A 15,092-nucleotide genomic window follows, 5' to 3' on the forward strand; every position below is an offset into this window, starting at 1 on the left:
TGATGGATAAAGTCAATTTTTTTAAATCAATACACGTTAAGTTTGTATTGATTTATGTATTGCTCATTTTAATAGCCATGCAAGTGATCAGCGTTTATTTTATCAACAACTTAGAATCTGATCTTCGGCAGAGCTTCTCTAAATCACTTTACGATAGAGTGAATTTATTAGAGTTTAACGTTGAGCAAAAGATGAAAGACAAAGATCGGTACAAAGATAAAAAGACTGACGATGGTGAAGATCCGATAACGCTTGAAGATGATATTCAAGCGTTAATTGACGAGGAATTTGAAGAGAAAGAGATTCAAGTACTTAATGAAGATGGCATGGTACTTGCGAGCAATAAACGGCAGTTAGTGGGGCAGATCAGCTTCAACCCGAAGATCAAGCTTGCTCTTGAAGGAACGGTCGATGATGAGATCATGCTTCATGAAGGCGAGCGGGTCATGGTGCTCGCTAAACCGATCAAAATTGATGCTACCGGTGAGAATATTGGGGCTATCTATTTAGTCGCTTCTATTGAAGGCATATTTAAACAAATCTCTCGTATCAATAGCATTCTAGTGACCGGAACCGTAATCGCTCTTATTATTACAGGGCTACTAGGTGTCTTTTTGGCGCGTACGATCACACGGCCTATGGCAGATATGAGAAAGCAAGCTCTTGTTATGGCGAGAGGGGACTTTTCTCGTAAAGTTCAGCTGTACGGAGATGATGAGATCGGTCAGCTCGCTATGACCTTTAACAACTTAACAACAAAGCTGCAAGAAGCAACGGCTATTACAGAGAGCGAGCGTAGAAAGCTGCGTTCCGTTCTTACGTATATGACAGATGGTGTGATTGCGACAGATCGTGAAGGAGCGATTATCCTCATGAACGACCGTTCTGAAGAGATGCTGAACATCTCCAGGCAGAACGCGCTAGGCACGCCTCTTATGGAGCTATTGCGCTTAAATACGGAATACACGTGGGAAGAGCTTTATAACGAATACGAATCCATGTTGCTCGATTTTAGTACAGACGATATGCACTATGTGGTGCGAGCAAACTTCTCAACGATACAAAAAGATGACGGGCCAATCAATGGTCTTATTTGTGTTCTTCATGATGTTACTGAGCAAGAACAGATCGATAACGAACGAAGAGAGTTTGTATTCAACGTTTCACATGAGCTTAGAACACCACTGACGACGATGAGAAGTTATCTAGAGGCACTGGCTGAAGGGGCGTGGCAGGACGAGAACATCGCTCCGCGTTTCTTAGAGGTTACTCAGAATGAGACAGAACGAATGATAAGGCTCGTAACGGATCTCCTTCAATTATCCAAGATGGACAGCAAAGATTATCGATTTAACTTTTTTGAGATTGATTTGGTCGAGTTCTTAAACGGCATAATCGATCGCTTTGAGATGCTTGAAAAAGAAAACATTGAATTATCTCGCTCATTGCCAACACATAAGATCAACGTTCAGCTGGATACCGATAAGATGACACAAGTGCTTGATAACATCATCTCGAACGCGATGAAGTATTCTCCTGAAGGTGGAACGATTACCTTTACAGCGGCTGTTATCGGACGCAAAGTGAAGGTAAGTATCTCAGATCAAGGCGTCGGAATTCCGAAGAACAACGTTTCTAAGATCTTTGATCGTTTCTTTAGGGTGGACCGTGCTCGTTCTCGAGATATCGGAGGCACAGGCCTAGGTCTTGCGATTGCAAAAGAGATCGTACTTGCGCATGGCGGAGACATTTGGGCAGAAAGTGAATGGGGCCAAGGAACGACCATCCACTTTACTCTTCCTTTAAAAAAGGTTAAGGAGGGGCTGCAATGAACTGGTTAAAGTGGATTACACATGCAAAAGAAGTGATCACCTTTTTCAAGAAGAATTACGAACATATTAAGTCTATCGCGCTCACTGTCTTAATCGGTATGAGCCTTGTTCTTACATGGAGCTTGTGGACATTCAAGCCAAGCTATCCATCACTTGAAGGAGCTCGTATCGTTAAGAAGCAAGAAGTTGATATTGAAGCCGGCGTGAAACAACTCGTCTATCCTACACAAGTGATCTATCACAGTGGAGACGAGTTATACGGACTTGAAGCGAACAACTTATTGAAAGAGTTTCATATGGGCTTGAACGAAACGAAATTTACGTTTGATACAGGTTCAAAAAATAATCGAGCTTTCGATCCAGATGAAAAATTCCTACGAGACAACAAGTACGTGGAGATTATTTTTCCAGTAGGTATGAGTCAGGATATTTACAAAGAGATCTTCTCGTTTGAATCCGAGATACAAGCTACTAAACCACAAAATGTTGATCGAATCTTCTTATACCAAGATAAAATGACTGATAGTATTGAAGGCTATCTTGTTTCTTATCAAAATAAAAAGATGCAAAAGATTAGGGCAACAAATAACCAGCTAAATCCATTAATAAGAGATATGGATAAGTGGGTCGATACGGGGAACTTAATTCCTTATATCCAGCATGATATTGAGGATGACGGGAAAGAAGGACAAGCAGAGATCCTTAGAAGATTTTATTTTCCTAAAGACTCGCTAGCCTTAACTCGCTATACGTACCTTTCAAAAGCAACAGGTGAGGATACGTATGAAATGTATAAAAAAGCGCTGTTCAAAGATCCGTTAGCCGTAAAAAGTGCTTCTGATAAAAATCAGATCACGTATGCTGATGGAACAGCTGCAATGGTTGTAAATGAGGTGCAAAATCGTTTCGCGTTTACAAACTTTGCGGGAAATCGGAATCCAAATACAACACCAAACATTTCACCACTCTATCAATCCTTAGACTATATCAATACGCACGCAGGGTGGGGAAACCCGTATATCCTTTCCGCTCTATCAACGTACTCAGCAAACTTCTGGCTATTTGTTGAGAATTTGCCTGTGTTGGATCCGGAGATGCAGATGAGCCTAGTTTGGTATGAAAATGAGCTTAAGGAATATCAGCGCTCACTCGTTCAGTTACAACTCGACCAAAAGTCTTATCTCTCACAGAAAGTCAACATTCAGTCAGGATTAGAAGTTAAGAAAGAGCTCGAAGAAAAAGATTACAACAAGAACTATGTTCAAGATGTTCGTATTGGATTTACGATGAAAAAGCAAAAAGAACCTCACGTATATAAGCTAGAGCCGCAATGGTTTATTAACTATGATGCTAAAGGATGGCAGCCATTATTTACAGAGACGGGAAAGGAAGGATATTAATTGAATTGGCAAAGAACAAAAAGCATTTTTATCCTTACCTTTCTTATCTTAAATCTATTTTTGGGGTATCAGCTCTATCAAAAGAACGACATTAACAACATCTCGAGACTCACTGATCAGCCTCTAGAAGAGCGTTTGGCGAATAACGAAATTTCACTTTCTGAGAAGCTGCCAAAATATAAAGAAAAACAAACCTTGATCAGTGCTCAGCGTTACAAGTTTTCTGAGGAAGAAAAGAAATCTCCTTCAAAGAACGTTTCATTGGATAAGGAAGCGAGCACAGACATCACCCTTCACTACGATTTTAGTAAACCGATGGATCTTCCGAAAAAGGATACGAAAGATCTGATTTCAGAGCTTAATCAATTTGCAGAAGAAAACATCTCACGCGGTAAAGAATATGCTTTTTACGAATGGGATAAAGAGAGCAACATCGTCTGGTTTACGCAGGTCTACCAAGAGAAAAAGGTCTTCTATAACCCTACTAATTTTGGTATTGTTGCGGATGCAAAAGATTACGATGTGCCGAACGGAATGATCAAGTTCACGCTTGATGATAAAGGAAACCTTACTAGTTTTACGCAAACTTATCTCTTTATTACGAGACAAGGAGCTTTCCAACAAATCATCTCACCTAGCAAAGCACTTGAGAAACTATTAGAAACAAACCTTCAAAAAGGTGATCATATACAAAAAGTGGAGCTTGGCCACTATAGCCTTGTAGGTGAAGGGGAAGTTCAGGTTTATACACCTACATGGTTCATAGAAACCAAGGACGGCCAGTATTTAGTTAATGCGACTGACAGTTCCATTCAAGTTTTGACGGAAAAGGCAGAGTAGAGAGGAACATGCGGTTATGAGTTTAAAATTTAGCGTTCTTGCAAGCGGCAGTTCGGGAAACGCTGTTTACGTTGAAACCGAACAAACACGCTTGCTCGTGGATGCGGGCTTAAGTGCCAAACAGATTCAAATATTATTTGAAAAAGCAGCATGCGGTGAGGTGGCTGACATTGATGGAATCCTCGTCACGCATGAACATAGCGATCACATAAAGGGACTCGGTGTGCTGGCTCGGAAATTTAAGCTGCCGATCTATGCGAACAAAAATACGTGGAATGCCATGAACGGTTTGATTGGTGAAGTGGCGACCGAGCAAAAGTTTGAGTTTGAGATGGAAAGTGTGAAAACGTTCAACGATTTAGAAGTTGAATCCTTTGGCGTGTCACATGATGCGGCGGAACCGATGTTTTACGTGTTTCATCACAACGGCCGAAAGCTAGCACTTATGACAGATACAGGCTATGTGAGTGATCGTATGAAAGGAATCATCCGTGACAGCCACTCGCTCGTGATCGAATCTAACCATGATATCAATATGCTCATGATGGGGCGGTATCCGTGGAACATTAAACGCCGTATTCTAGGGGACCATGGTCATATTTCGAACGAAGATTGTGGACATGCTCTCGCTGATGTAATCGGTGACGGTACAAAACATATCTACCTTGCTCACTTGAGTAAAGATAACAATATGAAGGATATTGCTCGTTTAGCCGTGGAGCAGACGTTAAAAACGTATGATATTTCAGCGGGTGAACAAGTGATCCTTCACGATACAGATGCGAGTCAGCCAACAAAATTGGCTTTAGTCTAAAATACTTACTTGTTTAAAGTAAGCCGTTTCCGGAAATAACAATAAGTGTGGGAAATTATGAAAAATAACCCAAAATGTCCATAATTTCAGGACTAATTGCTTATACTAGGTTATGAATTCATCCATTTTATTGTTGAAAGGAACGGTGAGGAGCATATGGGCTATTACGATGATGATTATGAATCACCATCTCGACAAAAAGGAAACCGCGGAGGAAAGTTTCTACCAGCGTTGCTAGGAGCCATTCTAGGCGGATTGCTTGTCTTATTTACAGTACCTGCACTAGGAGGAGCTGGTCTTTTACCAGATAATCTGTATCCTCCGAACGAAGAACAAAATGGTCTGGGTACTGACGAAAATGTGGAACAGCGAAAAGTGGATGTCGATTTAACAACGAATGTAACAGATGCCGTTGATAAAGCATCCGGAGCGGTTGTGGAAGTCATCAACATTCAGCAGACTGATTTTTGGAGCCAGCAGCCTGCAGGTACAGGATCAGGGGTTATTTATAAAAAAGAAGGCAACAAAGCGTATGTGGTAACAAATGACCACGTTGTGGCGGACGCTAACCAGATTGAGATCACGCTAAGCAACGGCACGAAGCTTAAAGGTACTTTACGCGGAACAGATCCTCTCATGGACTTAGCTGTAGTTGAGATTGATGGCAGCAAGGTCGATAGTGTAGCAGAGTTTGGAGTGTCAGGTGACTTAAAACGTGGTGAACCGGCAATCGCAATCGGTAACCCACTCGGAAACTTCCCTGGATCTGTTACACAAGGTATTGTTTCTAGTGCAGACCGTTCGATTCCAGTTGATCTGGATCAAGACGGAAACCCAGATTGGCAAGCTGAAGTTATTCAAACGGATGCAGCGATCAACCCTGGTAACAGCGGAGGTGCTTTAATTAATATCTCCGGTCAGGTGATAGGGATCAACTCTTCTAAAATCGCGCAGAACGAAGTAGAAGGAATCGGATTCGCTATTCCATCTGATGTAGCAAAACCGATCATCGAAGACCTTGAGAAATATGGTGAGACACGCAGACCGTTCTTAGGCGTTAACATCATTCCGCTTTCTCAAGTGAACACGTATCAACGTGAGCAAACACTGAAGATTCCAGACAGCGTGCAAGAAGGTGTTGTTGTTATGGAGATCACGTCAGCCTCACCAGCAGCGCGTGCAGGTATTAAGGAAATGGACGTTATTGTCGAGATGGGTGGAGAGAAGATCAAAGACCCAATCGCTCTTCGTAAGTTCCTTTATACAAAAGCGAAGATTGGTGATGAGGTGGATGTGACGTTCTATCGTGATGGGAAGAAGAAGACCGTGAAAGTTGAATTGAGCGGTGGTAATCAATCTCAATAAAAGGGAAACAGGGGGCTTTAGGGTCTCCTGTTTTTTCTTTTTGGTGTGGCTCTGGTGACTTTGAGAGTGAGTTGATTTCCGTTTCAGGTTGCTCGCTTTCCGCGGGGCAGGCGGTGAGCCACATTCGTACGTTTCACGTATAAGTGTCTCACCTGTCCCACAGGAGTCTCGCACCTTCCACTACAATCAACTTGACGGTGAAGAATGAAAATAAAAGACAAAAGATAAGAAATACAAATACCCCTACCATTTAAGAAAAATCTAATGTTGATTCCACATGTGGACAACTTTATTTTAGCGGATTGTTTACACACAGCTGTATATTCGTTAGTGTAATAAGAAGAATTGTGGATAAGTTAGGAGTGAAAAGATTTGGTTATTATTTGCTGCAAAGACCATGCTGAGCTTGCGATTGACATCATTGTGGATGAATTTGAAACGCCACCAGTTGTAGAGTTACTAACAGAGAATGATGAGTTATCAACAGGTTGTGAATACTGTGATAACAAAGGTGTATATAAAGTATCGAACATATGAACGCCTACAAGATATAGCACTAATTGTGCATATGTGGATAAGTTCTGGGGATAACTTATTTGAAAGGAAGTTTTCAACAAGTGAATATTTCAATCGTTTCCGTAGGGAAATTAAAAGAAAAATACTTAAAACTAGGTATAGATGAATACTTAAAAAGATTAGGACCTTATGCAAAAGTAGAAATTATCGAGGTTCCTGATGAAAAAGCACCTGAAACATTAAGTGATCAAGAGATGATCATGGTTAAAAACGCTGAAGGTGAAAGAATTCTGGCAAAGATCGGCCAAGATGTTCATGTGATTGCAATGGCGATCGAAGGAAAGGCTGTTTCATCGGAAGATTTGGCTAAGAATTTAGATCAGCTAGCGACTTATGGGAAAAGCAAAGTGGCATTTGTCATTGGAGGATCCCTAGGGTTAAGTGACGCTGTAATGGAGCGGGCGAATGAGAAGATTTCATTTGGAAAGATTACGTATCCGCATCAGTTGATGAAGTTGGTGTTGGTTGAGCAGATTTATAGAGCTTTCAGGATTAATAGAGGAGAACCGTACCATAAATAATAATTCTTTTAATAAGAAACAGCACCTATCTTATAAAGGTGCTGTTTCTTTTTGCAGTTTGTATTGGGTATCTAACTATTCGACACAGGATACTTCAACCCATTTTTCTTAATCTTATCTTTAATAATTGTCTCAACATCCAGATCAAGTTCACTACATAGCATGAGTCCGTAAATGAAAACATCAGCGATTTCTTCTTTAATATTTTCTATGTTTTGTTCTACAGCCTCTTCACTGCTTCTCCATTGAAAATCTTCTAATAGTTCAGCAGCTTCAATTGAAAGAGAAATGGCAAGATCTTTTGGATTATGGTGAGGTTTCCAGCCTCTTTCATCTCGAAATTCATTGATAGCGTTTATTAGCTGTTTAATTTCATTCATGTATGCTCATCCTTAGTCATAGTCTTTTTTGGGTTAAAATCTAGTTCATATAATTTTATCACTTTAGTGCAGGTAGTAGAGGATAAACTCGTAAAGCAGTTATGTTCAATGCAATACCAGTATTGTACAGTTGACAAAACCCCAACTCCATAATAGTATTGAAAATTATATTCATAACTAAAAAATATTTATAGATAGCAAGCTATGATCGCTGTAGGTCGTACTACAGCAGGAGCAGCTTCTGGAGAGACCGCTTTGTTAGCGGCGCCGAAGGGTTCACAATCTCAGGCAAACGGACAGAAGAGTATCGAATTTTGACTTTGTTGTGCCTGTCATATCTAGCGCAGTGAATGCTTTTTTCATATTCTAATGTACAAGAGATTGGAGATTCCTCCAGTCTCTTTTTTACGTTGTATTTGCATCTTAGAAGGAGGATTCATACGTGTCACAGCAAGAGTTGAAGAGAGATTTAGCTAACCGTCATGTGCAGCTGATTGCTATTGGCGGAACGATTGGTACGGGGTTATTTTTAGGTTCAGGAAAAGCGATTCAGCTTGCCGGACCGTCTGTTATTTTTGCTTATTTGATCGTTGGGGTCGCTTTGTTTTTTATGATGAGAGCGTTAGGGGAACTGCTGCTTTCAAACGCAGGTTATGAGTCGTTTACCGATATTGCGGAGGATTATCTTGGTCCGCGAGCTGCGTTTATCACAGGATGGACGTATTGGTTCTGTTGGATCATGACTGCGATGGCCGATGTGATAGCGGTCGGTGTCTATGTTCAATATTGGTTTGATATACCGCAGTGGGTTCCGGCGATTGTTTGTTTGCTTCTTTTACTTGGACTGAACCTATTAACGGTAAAGCTTTTCGGTGAATTGGAGTTTTGGTTCGCATTAATCAAGGTGATTACGATTCTAGCGTTAATTGTGATAGGCGTAGTTCTACTCGTTATGGGTTACCAGACGGATGCGGGAACGGTTTCCTTAGGCAACCTATGGGAACATGGAGGTTTGTTTCCTAATGGTGTGACTGGTTTCCTACTCTCGTTCCAAATGGTTGTGTTCGCGTTTGTGGGAGTGGAGTTAGTCGGTGTAGCGGCAGCAGAAACGTCTAATCCAAGAAAGAATATCCCGTCTGCGATCAATAAAATTCCACTTCGAATTCTATTTTTCTATGTTGGCGCATTGATCGTGCTGCTCTGCATCAATCCATGGACAGAGTTAAACGCAACGGAAAGTCCGTTTGTTAAAACGTTTAGCTTGATAGGGATTCCGCTTGCAGCTGGGATTATCAATTTCGTTGTACTGACTTCAGCGGCATCTGCCTGCAACAGCGGGTTGTTCTCAACGAGTCGTATTCTTTTTACGTTAAGCAAGAGTGAGCAGGCTCCTCGTTCTTTTAAGAAACTAACGAAAAATGCTGTGCCAGGAAACGCGTTATGGGTTTCGACTATAGTTGTTTCAGTTGGAGCGCTCCTCAGCAAGCTTATTCCAGAGCAAGCTTTTGGCATCGTAACGACCATCAGTGCCATCTGTTTCATCTGGGTGTGGAGCGTAATCTTGATTAGCCATATTAAATACCGTAAAACACGATCTGATTTGCACAAGAAGTCAACGTTCAAAGCACCTTTTGCTCCATTCATTAATTATGTGGTGCTCGCGCTGTTTGGGTTAATTTTGATCGTGCTGCTCGTGGCAGAAGCTACACGTCCGGCGTTATTGCTGACACCCATTTGGTTTATTTTATTATTTTTCTTGTATGCTTTTAAAAAACCTATGCTGAAATAAAAGGATTGGTTATTTGGAATGCATCATTGATCTGGATCCTTAAAGACATCTTACATTTTATAAGTAGCATCTTTAAGCAGGTGAAATGCAGGAAGCGACGAATTTTCCTTTAGAGTTAATTACAAGGAGGTTTTTAGGGTGAATTTGTCAAGAAATCGGAGAACAGACACTGCTTCAAAAGTAATCCCAGTTCCACCTCAAATCGTCTATCTAGCTATTATAAATCCGGATTCACTAATTCAATGGCTTCCGCCTGAAGGGATGTCGGGTAAAATTGATACCTATGATTGCCGTGAAGGAGGAGCTTATAAAATGACGCTTACGTATGAATTGGATGAGTTGATTCTTGGCAAAACGTCGTATAACACCGATGTGGCGGAAGGAACATTTTTGGAGCTGGTCCCAAACCAGCGAATTGTCCAATCTGTTAACTTCAATTCCGAAGATCCTGCTTTCTCGGGTGAGATGATACAGAAATGGATATTGGAAGATGTTTTGGGAGGCACTAATGTTACAATCATTTGTGAAAACGTACCAGAAGGTATTCGTAAGGAAGATCACGACACTGGACTAAAGTCCACGCTAGAAAATCTTGCTGCTTTTACTGAGAAATTGTAAATAGACACATGAAATTTATCGGATTAACAAGCCAGAGATTTTTTAAAATCTCTGGCTTGTTTCAGTTATTTTATTAATCTTTTTGTTTTTTAGTTTAGGGGCGTGGGGACGGTTCTCGTGCTTCTTATTTTATAATTAGATGGAAAGGTGAATCCTTTAGTGTTTACAGTTGTAAGTTAGGAAGCAGCAGAACCGTCCCTTTGCTTTCCCTACCTCCTCGCACTCCATCGATTTATGAGTCCAACTAGATGACCATTTACGAAAATAACCCCAAGGATAATAATTGCTCCACCTAGAATACTGGTATAAATAACCTTTTCATGTAGAAGTAGCACGGCTGCTATCAGTGTAGAGACTGGTTCAAGGTATAAGAAAACAGATACTTGAGTGGCCTCCAACACCTCTAATGCTTTTGCCCAGTACCAGTAGGCAATACCGGATACAAAGACTCCAAGGAAGATAAGATGAGCCCATTCTACGCCATCTAGAAGAGTAAGCTTTTCCCAGCTTTTGTTCTGAAAGATGAATGGGAGAGTAAGCAAAAGTCCCAAAGTACTCATGTAAAAGGTGAGGACCAATGCAGGCAATGGCACTTTTAGGCTTTTTAGTAAAACTGAATAAATGGCCCAATTTAAAGTACTGAGAACCATCAGTAGATACCCGATGTTGATCGAGAATCCTAATGACCTGTCTCCACCTGCTGTTGTGACCAGCAATACACCACTAATGGCCAAAATAATTCCAATAGCCTTTGGAAATGTCATCTTTTCATGCAGAAAGACCATGGAAAGAACGACGGTAAAAATCGGGGATAACGTAATGAGCCAGCCTGCAGAGGATGCATCAATGGATAAAAGTGCGCTTGCCTGAATAACTTGATGAAGAAAAACACCAAGAATCCCTAATACGATTAAGTGAGGGATATACTGTATCGGCAGCTTCATGGAATGTTCCTTTTTTACAAGGATAAGCACTAATAAAAATAATGCACCTATACCAAAACGGATGACCAGAAGTGTAAAGGGATCAAGCTTGTCCAATACCGCTTTAGTCGAGACAAAGGATATTCCCCAAAGGCTGATGGACATGGTGGCATACAATGAGGCTCCTAGCATTTTTCGAAATGAAATCATAGATAGGCTTTCCTTTCCCAGTCAATTGTTCTACCATCTTATGCTTGTCCTCGAAAAAACATGAGGATGAGAAGCTTAGCTAGAATCAAGAAAGTTCTTGTGAAACGAGGAGAAGGAAGCGGCAGAACGCGCAGATATCTAATAATCATACAAGTGCAAAGGTGATAGAAAAAGGCTGATAAAATAGTGACTGACGAAGAAGGGAAACAAAAGGAGTTCTCTTCTTTTTGCTTTTTCGTTTAGATAGTTAAAGAACAACCGAACGACCAACCTTTCGTTTTCATCTGTTAATTTCCTCATAACACGTTTATCTTTTTAATGAATTGTGCTCTAATAAGAAAGAGTTAAAAAAGCAGGTAGTTTATGTACACTATGGGTTAAATGAGCATTAGTGTATGTATCAAGAGTTTGCGAAATGAGGAATACCCATGAAAAGATTTAAGAAGTTTTATATAGAGATTACGAGCATCTGTAATTTGGCGTGTCATTTTTGTCCTCCAACTGAACGAGCTAAACAATTCATATCCATTGATGATTTTAAGAAACGTTTAGACCAGATCAAGCCTTATACTGATTTCATCTATCTACATGTAAAAGGTGAGCCGCTGCTTCATCCTAAAATTGATCAGTTATTGGACTTGGCCCATGAAAGAGGATTTAAAGTTAACATCACGACGAATGGGACGCTCATTAAAAAGAATTGGGACAAGCTCATTAATAAGCCTGCGCTCAGACAGATGAATTTCTCCCTTCATAGCTTCGATGGCCACGTTGGTCAGAGTATGACGGATAAAGAAGAATACGTTAGAACGATCCTTGCATTTGTACAAGAAGCAACGAGAGAGTCTTCGTTATTTGTTTCTTTAAGGCTTTGGAACTTGACGCAAGACAATGCAACGAACTTGGAGAAACAGCGTAACCGTCAGCTGCTTGAGATTATTGAGAATGAATTTAATCTCGCTTTTAAAATTGAAGAAAAGCTCACGCCGGGTAAAGGTATCAAACTAGCGGATCAAATTTTCATCAATCAAGATTACGAGTTTAAATGGCCGGCACTGCATGAAGAAGAGGACGACGGAAAAGGGTTCTGCTACGGCCTTCGCAATCAAGCGGGCATTTTGGCGAACGGTACAGTCATTCCATGCTGCCTAGATGGAGAAGGGGTCATTAACTTAGGAAATATTAATGAAACAGACTTCTCAACTATTATTGAAGGTGACCGAGCGAATAATCTTGTAGATGGTTTTTCGCGAAGAGAAGCGGTTGAAGAACTTTGTAGAAAATGTGGTTATCGTAAGCGGTTTGGTAAATAGTAGGAAAACATATGCAAGACATTTAAGGCGGGGAGTTACCCTGTCTTTTTTTTGGGCAAAAAAACGCACCTAATCTCAAGAGCTCTGAAGCAGCAAATTCTGCATCAGCATTGTGATTAGGTGCGTTCATTATTTATTATTTTAATTTAACATCAAATCGATCAGCGTCCATTACTTTTACCCATGCTGCGACAAAGTCGCGTACGAATTTTTCTTGGTTGTCATTCTGCGCATACACTTCAGCGAGTGCACGAAGTTCTGAGTTGGATCCGAACACGAGATCAAAGCGGGAAGCGGTTCGCTTCACTTCTCCTGATTTACGATCGCGACCTTCGTACTCGTTAAAGCCTGTTGATTTCCACTCTACGCCCATGTCGAGCAAGTTTACGAAAAAGTCGTTCGTTAACGTGCCAACGCGGTCTGTGAATACGCCGTGTTTCGTATTCTTATAGTTTGTTCCAAGAACACGAAGACCTCCGACGAGGACAGTCATTTCAGGAGCAGACAGACCTAGGAGCTGTGCTTTGTCTACAAACATCTCTTCAGGGCTTGTACTATATTCTTTCTTTTGATAGTTGCGGAACCCGTCTGATACCGGCTCTAGTACATCAAACGAAACATCATCTGTTTGTTCAGGCGTTGCATCACCGCGTCCAGGTGTAAATGGAACCGTAACATCAAAGCCTGCATCTTTTGCTGCCTTTTCGACGGCTGCACTTCCGCCAAGAACGATTAAATCGGCTAGGCTCACCTTCGTGTCGAGCTGGTTTTGTAGATCTTGATAGATTCCTAGCACTTTCTCCAGCTGTTGGGGTTCGTTCGCTTCCCAACTCTTTTGAGGAGCTAGGCGGATGCGTGAACCGTTCGCACCTCCACGCATATCAGAAACGCGGTATGTGCTAGCGGAGGCCCATGCCGTTTTAACGAGCTCACTCACTGATAGTCCTGTATTTAGGATCTTTTCTTTTAACTGAGCGATGTCAGATGGTGATAGATCATAATCTACACTTGGAACAGGGTCTTGCCAGATGAGCTCTTCGTCTGGAACCTCTGGACCGAGATAACGCACTTTCGGCCCCATGTCACGGTGAAGAAGCTTGAACCACGCGCGTGCAAAAGCATCAGCGAATTCATCTGGATTCTCGTAATAACGGCGAGAAATTTTTTCATACTCCGGATCCATACGCAATGCCATATCAGCGGTTGTCATCATCGTTTTCACTTTGATGGATGGATCTTCTGCATCAGGAGCCATATGCTCTTCCGTCATATCGACAGGTGTCCATTGGTAAGCGCCTGCTCTACTTTTCGTTAACTCCCACTCGTAACCGAATAGAAGATCAAAGTATCCGTTATCCCATTGTGTTGGGTTCGACGTCCAAGCTCCATCAATACCACTCGAAATGGTATCACGGCCTTTTCCGCTGCCGTGACGGCTTAGCCAGCCTAGTCCTTGTGTTTCGATGTCTGCTGCTTCAGGATCGTCACCTACAAGAGAAGGGTCGCCTGCGCCATGCGCTTTTCCAAATGTATGACCACCTGCGATAAGTGCAACGGTTTCTTCGTCATTCATCGCCATACGGCTGAACGTATCACGAATATCACGAGCACTTGCGAGCGGATCTGGCTTTCCGTTAGGTCCTTCAGGATTCACATAGATTAGACCCATTTGAACCGCAGCTAGCGGGTCTTCAAGCTCACGGTCACCCGAATAACGGTTGTCCGCTAGCCATTCTTTTTCCGTTCCCCAATAAACATCTTCTTCGGCATGCCAAATATCTTCACGGCCACCAGCAAAACCAAACGTTTTTAACCCCATTGATTCAATGGCTACGTTACCCGTGAAAACAAGGAGATCTGCCCATGAGATCTTGTTGCCGTATTTTTGTTTGATCGGCCATAACAGACGGCGAGCTTTATCAAGGTTTACGTTATCTGGCCAACTGTTTAGAGGTGCGAAGCGTTGAGAACCTGATCCACCCCCACCGCGTCCATCAGCTGTACGGTATGTACCTGCCGCATGCCAAGACATACGGATGAAGAAAGGACCATAGTGACCGTAATCCGCTGGCCACCAATCTTGGCTGTCGGTCATCAACGCATGAAGATCTTTTTTCAGTGCGTCGTAATCCAATTTAGAGAACTCTTCACGATAATTAAAATCGTCTCCCAACGGGTTCGATTTTTTGTCATGCTGGCGAAGAACATTTAAATTGAGTTGGTTCGGCCACCAATCCTTATTCGTAGTACCATGTGGCGCTCTTGAAGTCGTAATCGCACTATCCTTGTGGTGTGTGACAGGACATTGACCTGCTGATGTGTGTTCTTTTTGATCGGGCTTGTTGTTGTTTTCCATTACAATTTCCCCTTCCTTTTTTGGAACTTAAAATTGCAAAACACGAAAAGCCATGATGTTAAATATTTGATAATTATGATAACTCAATTATAGAGGACAGGAATGTGGATTCAAAGCGTAATGCACTTTTGATGTTCACATTAAGGACTATGTAT

Annotated in this window: 13 protein-coding genes and 1 riboswitch; of the genes, 10 read left to right on the forward strand and 3 right to left on the reverse strand. The window is 41.6% G+C overall.

Annotated elements, in window-relative coordinates; all coding sequences use genetic code 11:
- Positions 1-2 precede the first annotated feature (2 nt).
- The 7 genes from walK (at position 3) to rlmH (ending at position 7,348) form a co-directional block, all read left to right on the forward strand.
- Entirely contained in the window at positions 3-1,832 is a 1,830-nt protein-coding gene (gene walK / locus IHV10_RS18165) for a cell wall metabolism sensor histidine kinase WalK (protein ID WP_197132769.1), read from the forward strand.
- Complete coding sequence (locus IHV10_RS18170) at positions 1,829-3,232, forward strand: YycH family regulatory protein (RefSeq protein WP_197132772.1); 1,404 nt, start codon at positions 1,829-1,831, stop codon at positions 3,230-3,232. The genes walK and IHV10_RS18170 overlap by 4 nt, the downstream gene beginning before the upstream one ends.
- Positions 3,233-4,072 (forward strand): two-component system regulatory protein YycI, encoded by an 840-nt coding sequence (locus IHV10_RS18175; RefSeq protein ID WP_197132775.1) that lies wholly within the window; start codon positions 3,233-3,235, stop codon positions 4,070-4,072.
- Positions 4,073-4,088: 16 nt separating this feature from the next.
- Complete coding sequence (locus IHV10_RS18180) at positions 4,089-4,886, forward strand: MBL fold metallo-hydrolase (RefSeq protein WP_197132778.1); 798 nt, start codon at positions 4,089-4,091, stop codon at positions 4,884-4,886.
- Positions 4,887-5,042: 156 nt separating this feature from the next.
- Positions 5,043-6,251 (forward strand): S1C family serine protease, encoded by a 1,209-nt coding sequence (locus IHV10_RS18185; RefSeq protein WP_197132790.1) that lies wholly within the window; start codon positions 5,043-5,045, stop codon positions 6,249-6,251.
- Positions 6,252-6,623: 372 nt separating this feature from the next.
- Entirely contained in the window at positions 6,624-6,788 is a 165-nt protein-coding gene (locus IHV10_RS18190) for a CxxH/CxxC protein (RefSeq protein WP_066399497.1), read from the forward strand.
- Positions 6,789-6,868: 80 nt separating this feature from the next.
- A complete protein-coding gene (gene rlmH / locus IHV10_RS18195) occupies positions 6,869-7,348 on the forward strand; it encodes a 23S rRNA (pseudouridine(1915)-N(3))-methyltransferase RlmH (protein WP_197133090.1) in 480 nt (159 codons plus the stop codon).
- A 71-nt stretch (positions 7,349-7,419) separates the two neighbouring features.
- Here the strand turns inward: rlmH and IHV10_RS18200 are convergent, their stop codons facing one another.
- Complete coding sequence (locus IHV10_RS18200; RefSeq protein ID WP_197132792.1) at positions 7,420-7,728, reverse strand: nucleotide pyrophosphohydrolase; 309 nt, start codon at positions 7,726-7,728, stop codon at positions 7,420-7,422.
- Positions 7,729-7,959: 231 nt separating this feature from the next.
- A riboswitch (glycine riboswitch) is annotated at positions 7,960-8,038 on the forward strand.
- 132 nt (positions 8,039-8,170) lie between these two features.
- Between IHV10_RS18200 and IHV10_RS18205 the strand changes: the two genes are divergently transcribed.
- Together IHV10_RS18205 and IHV10_RS18210 are read left to right on the forward strand one after the other, a co-directional pair.
- Positions 8,171-9,517, forward strand: a complete 1,347-nt coding sequence (locus IHV10_RS18205; protein ID WP_197132795.1) for an amino acid permease — start codon at positions 8,171-8,173, stop codon at positions 9,515-9,517.
- A 138-nt stretch (positions 9,518-9,655) separates the two neighbouring features.
- Complete coding sequence (locus tag IHV10_RS18210; RefSeq protein WP_197132798.1) at positions 9,656-10,135, forward strand: SRPBCC family protein; 480 nt, start codon at positions 9,656-9,658, stop codon at positions 10,133-10,135.
- A 209-nt stretch (positions 10,136-10,344) separates the two neighbouring features.
- Here the strand turns inward: IHV10_RS18210 and IHV10_RS18215 are convergent, their stop codons facing one another.
- Positions 10,345-11,268, reverse strand: a complete 924-nt coding sequence (locus IHV10_RS18215) for a DMT family transporter (protein ID WP_197132801.1) — start codon at positions 11,266-11,268, stop codon at positions 10,345-10,347.
- A gap of 428 nt (positions 11,269-11,696) precedes the next feature.
- On the opposite strand from IHV10_RS18215, the gene IHV10_RS18220 reads away from it, so the two are divergent.
- Positions 11,697-12,581 (forward strand): radical SAM/SPASM domain-containing protein, encoded by an 885-nt coding sequence (locus tag IHV10_RS18220; RefSeq protein WP_197132804.1) that lies wholly within the window; start codon positions 11,697-11,699, stop codon positions 12,579-12,581.
- A gap of 136 nt (positions 12,582-12,717) precedes the next feature.
- Here the strand turns inward: IHV10_RS18220 and katG are convergent, their stop codons facing one another.
- The gene (gene katG / locus IHV10_RS18225) at positions 12,718-14,937 is read right to left on the reverse strand and encodes a catalase/peroxidase HPI (RefSeq protein WP_197132807.1); all 2,220 of its coding nucleotides are present in this window, start codon (positions 14,935-14,937) and stop codon (positions 12,718-12,720) included.
- Positions 14,938-15,092: the final 155 nt, after the last annotated feature.

It is taken from the genome of Fictibacillus sp. 5RED26 (assembly GCF_015903895.1).
In the GTDB taxonomy this organism is placed as follows: Bacteria; Bacillota; Bacilli; order Bacillales; family Fictibacillaceae; genus Fictibacillus; species Fictibacillus phosphorivorans.

Bases quoted from the DNA above. Each gene is read 5' to 3' on its own strand.
- IHV10_RS18180 (WP_197132778.1), top strand. From the start codon at position 4,089: ATGAGTTTAAAATTTAGCGTTCTTGCAAGCGGCAGTTCGGGAAACGCT.
- katG (WP_197132807.1), bottom strand. From the start codon at position 14,937: ATGGAAAACAACAACAAGCCCGATCAAAAAGAACACACATCAGCAGGT.
- walK (WP_197132769.1), top strand. From the start codon at position 3: ATGGATAAAGTCAATTTTTTTAAATCAATACACGTTAAGTTTGTATTG.
- IHV10_RS18185 (WP_197132790.1), top strand. From the start codon at position 5,043: ATGGGCTATTACGATGATGATTATGAATCACCATCTCGACAAAAAGGA.
- IHV10_RS18220 (WP_197132804.1), top strand. From the start codon at position 11,697: ATGAAAAGATTTAAGAAGTTTTATATAGAGATTACGAGCATCTGTAAT.
- IHV10_RS18215 (WP_197132801.1), bottom strand. From the start codon at position 11,268: ATGATTTCATTTCGAAAAATGCTAGGAGCCTCATTGTATGCCACCATG.
- IHV10_RS18170 (WP_197132772.1), top strand. From the start codon at position 1,829: ATGAACTGGTTAAAGTGGATTACACATGCAAAAGAAGTGATCACCTTT.
- IHV10_RS18200 (WP_197132792.1), bottom strand. From the start codon at position 7,728: ATGAATGAAATTAAACAGCTAATAAACGCTATCAATGAATTTCGAGAT.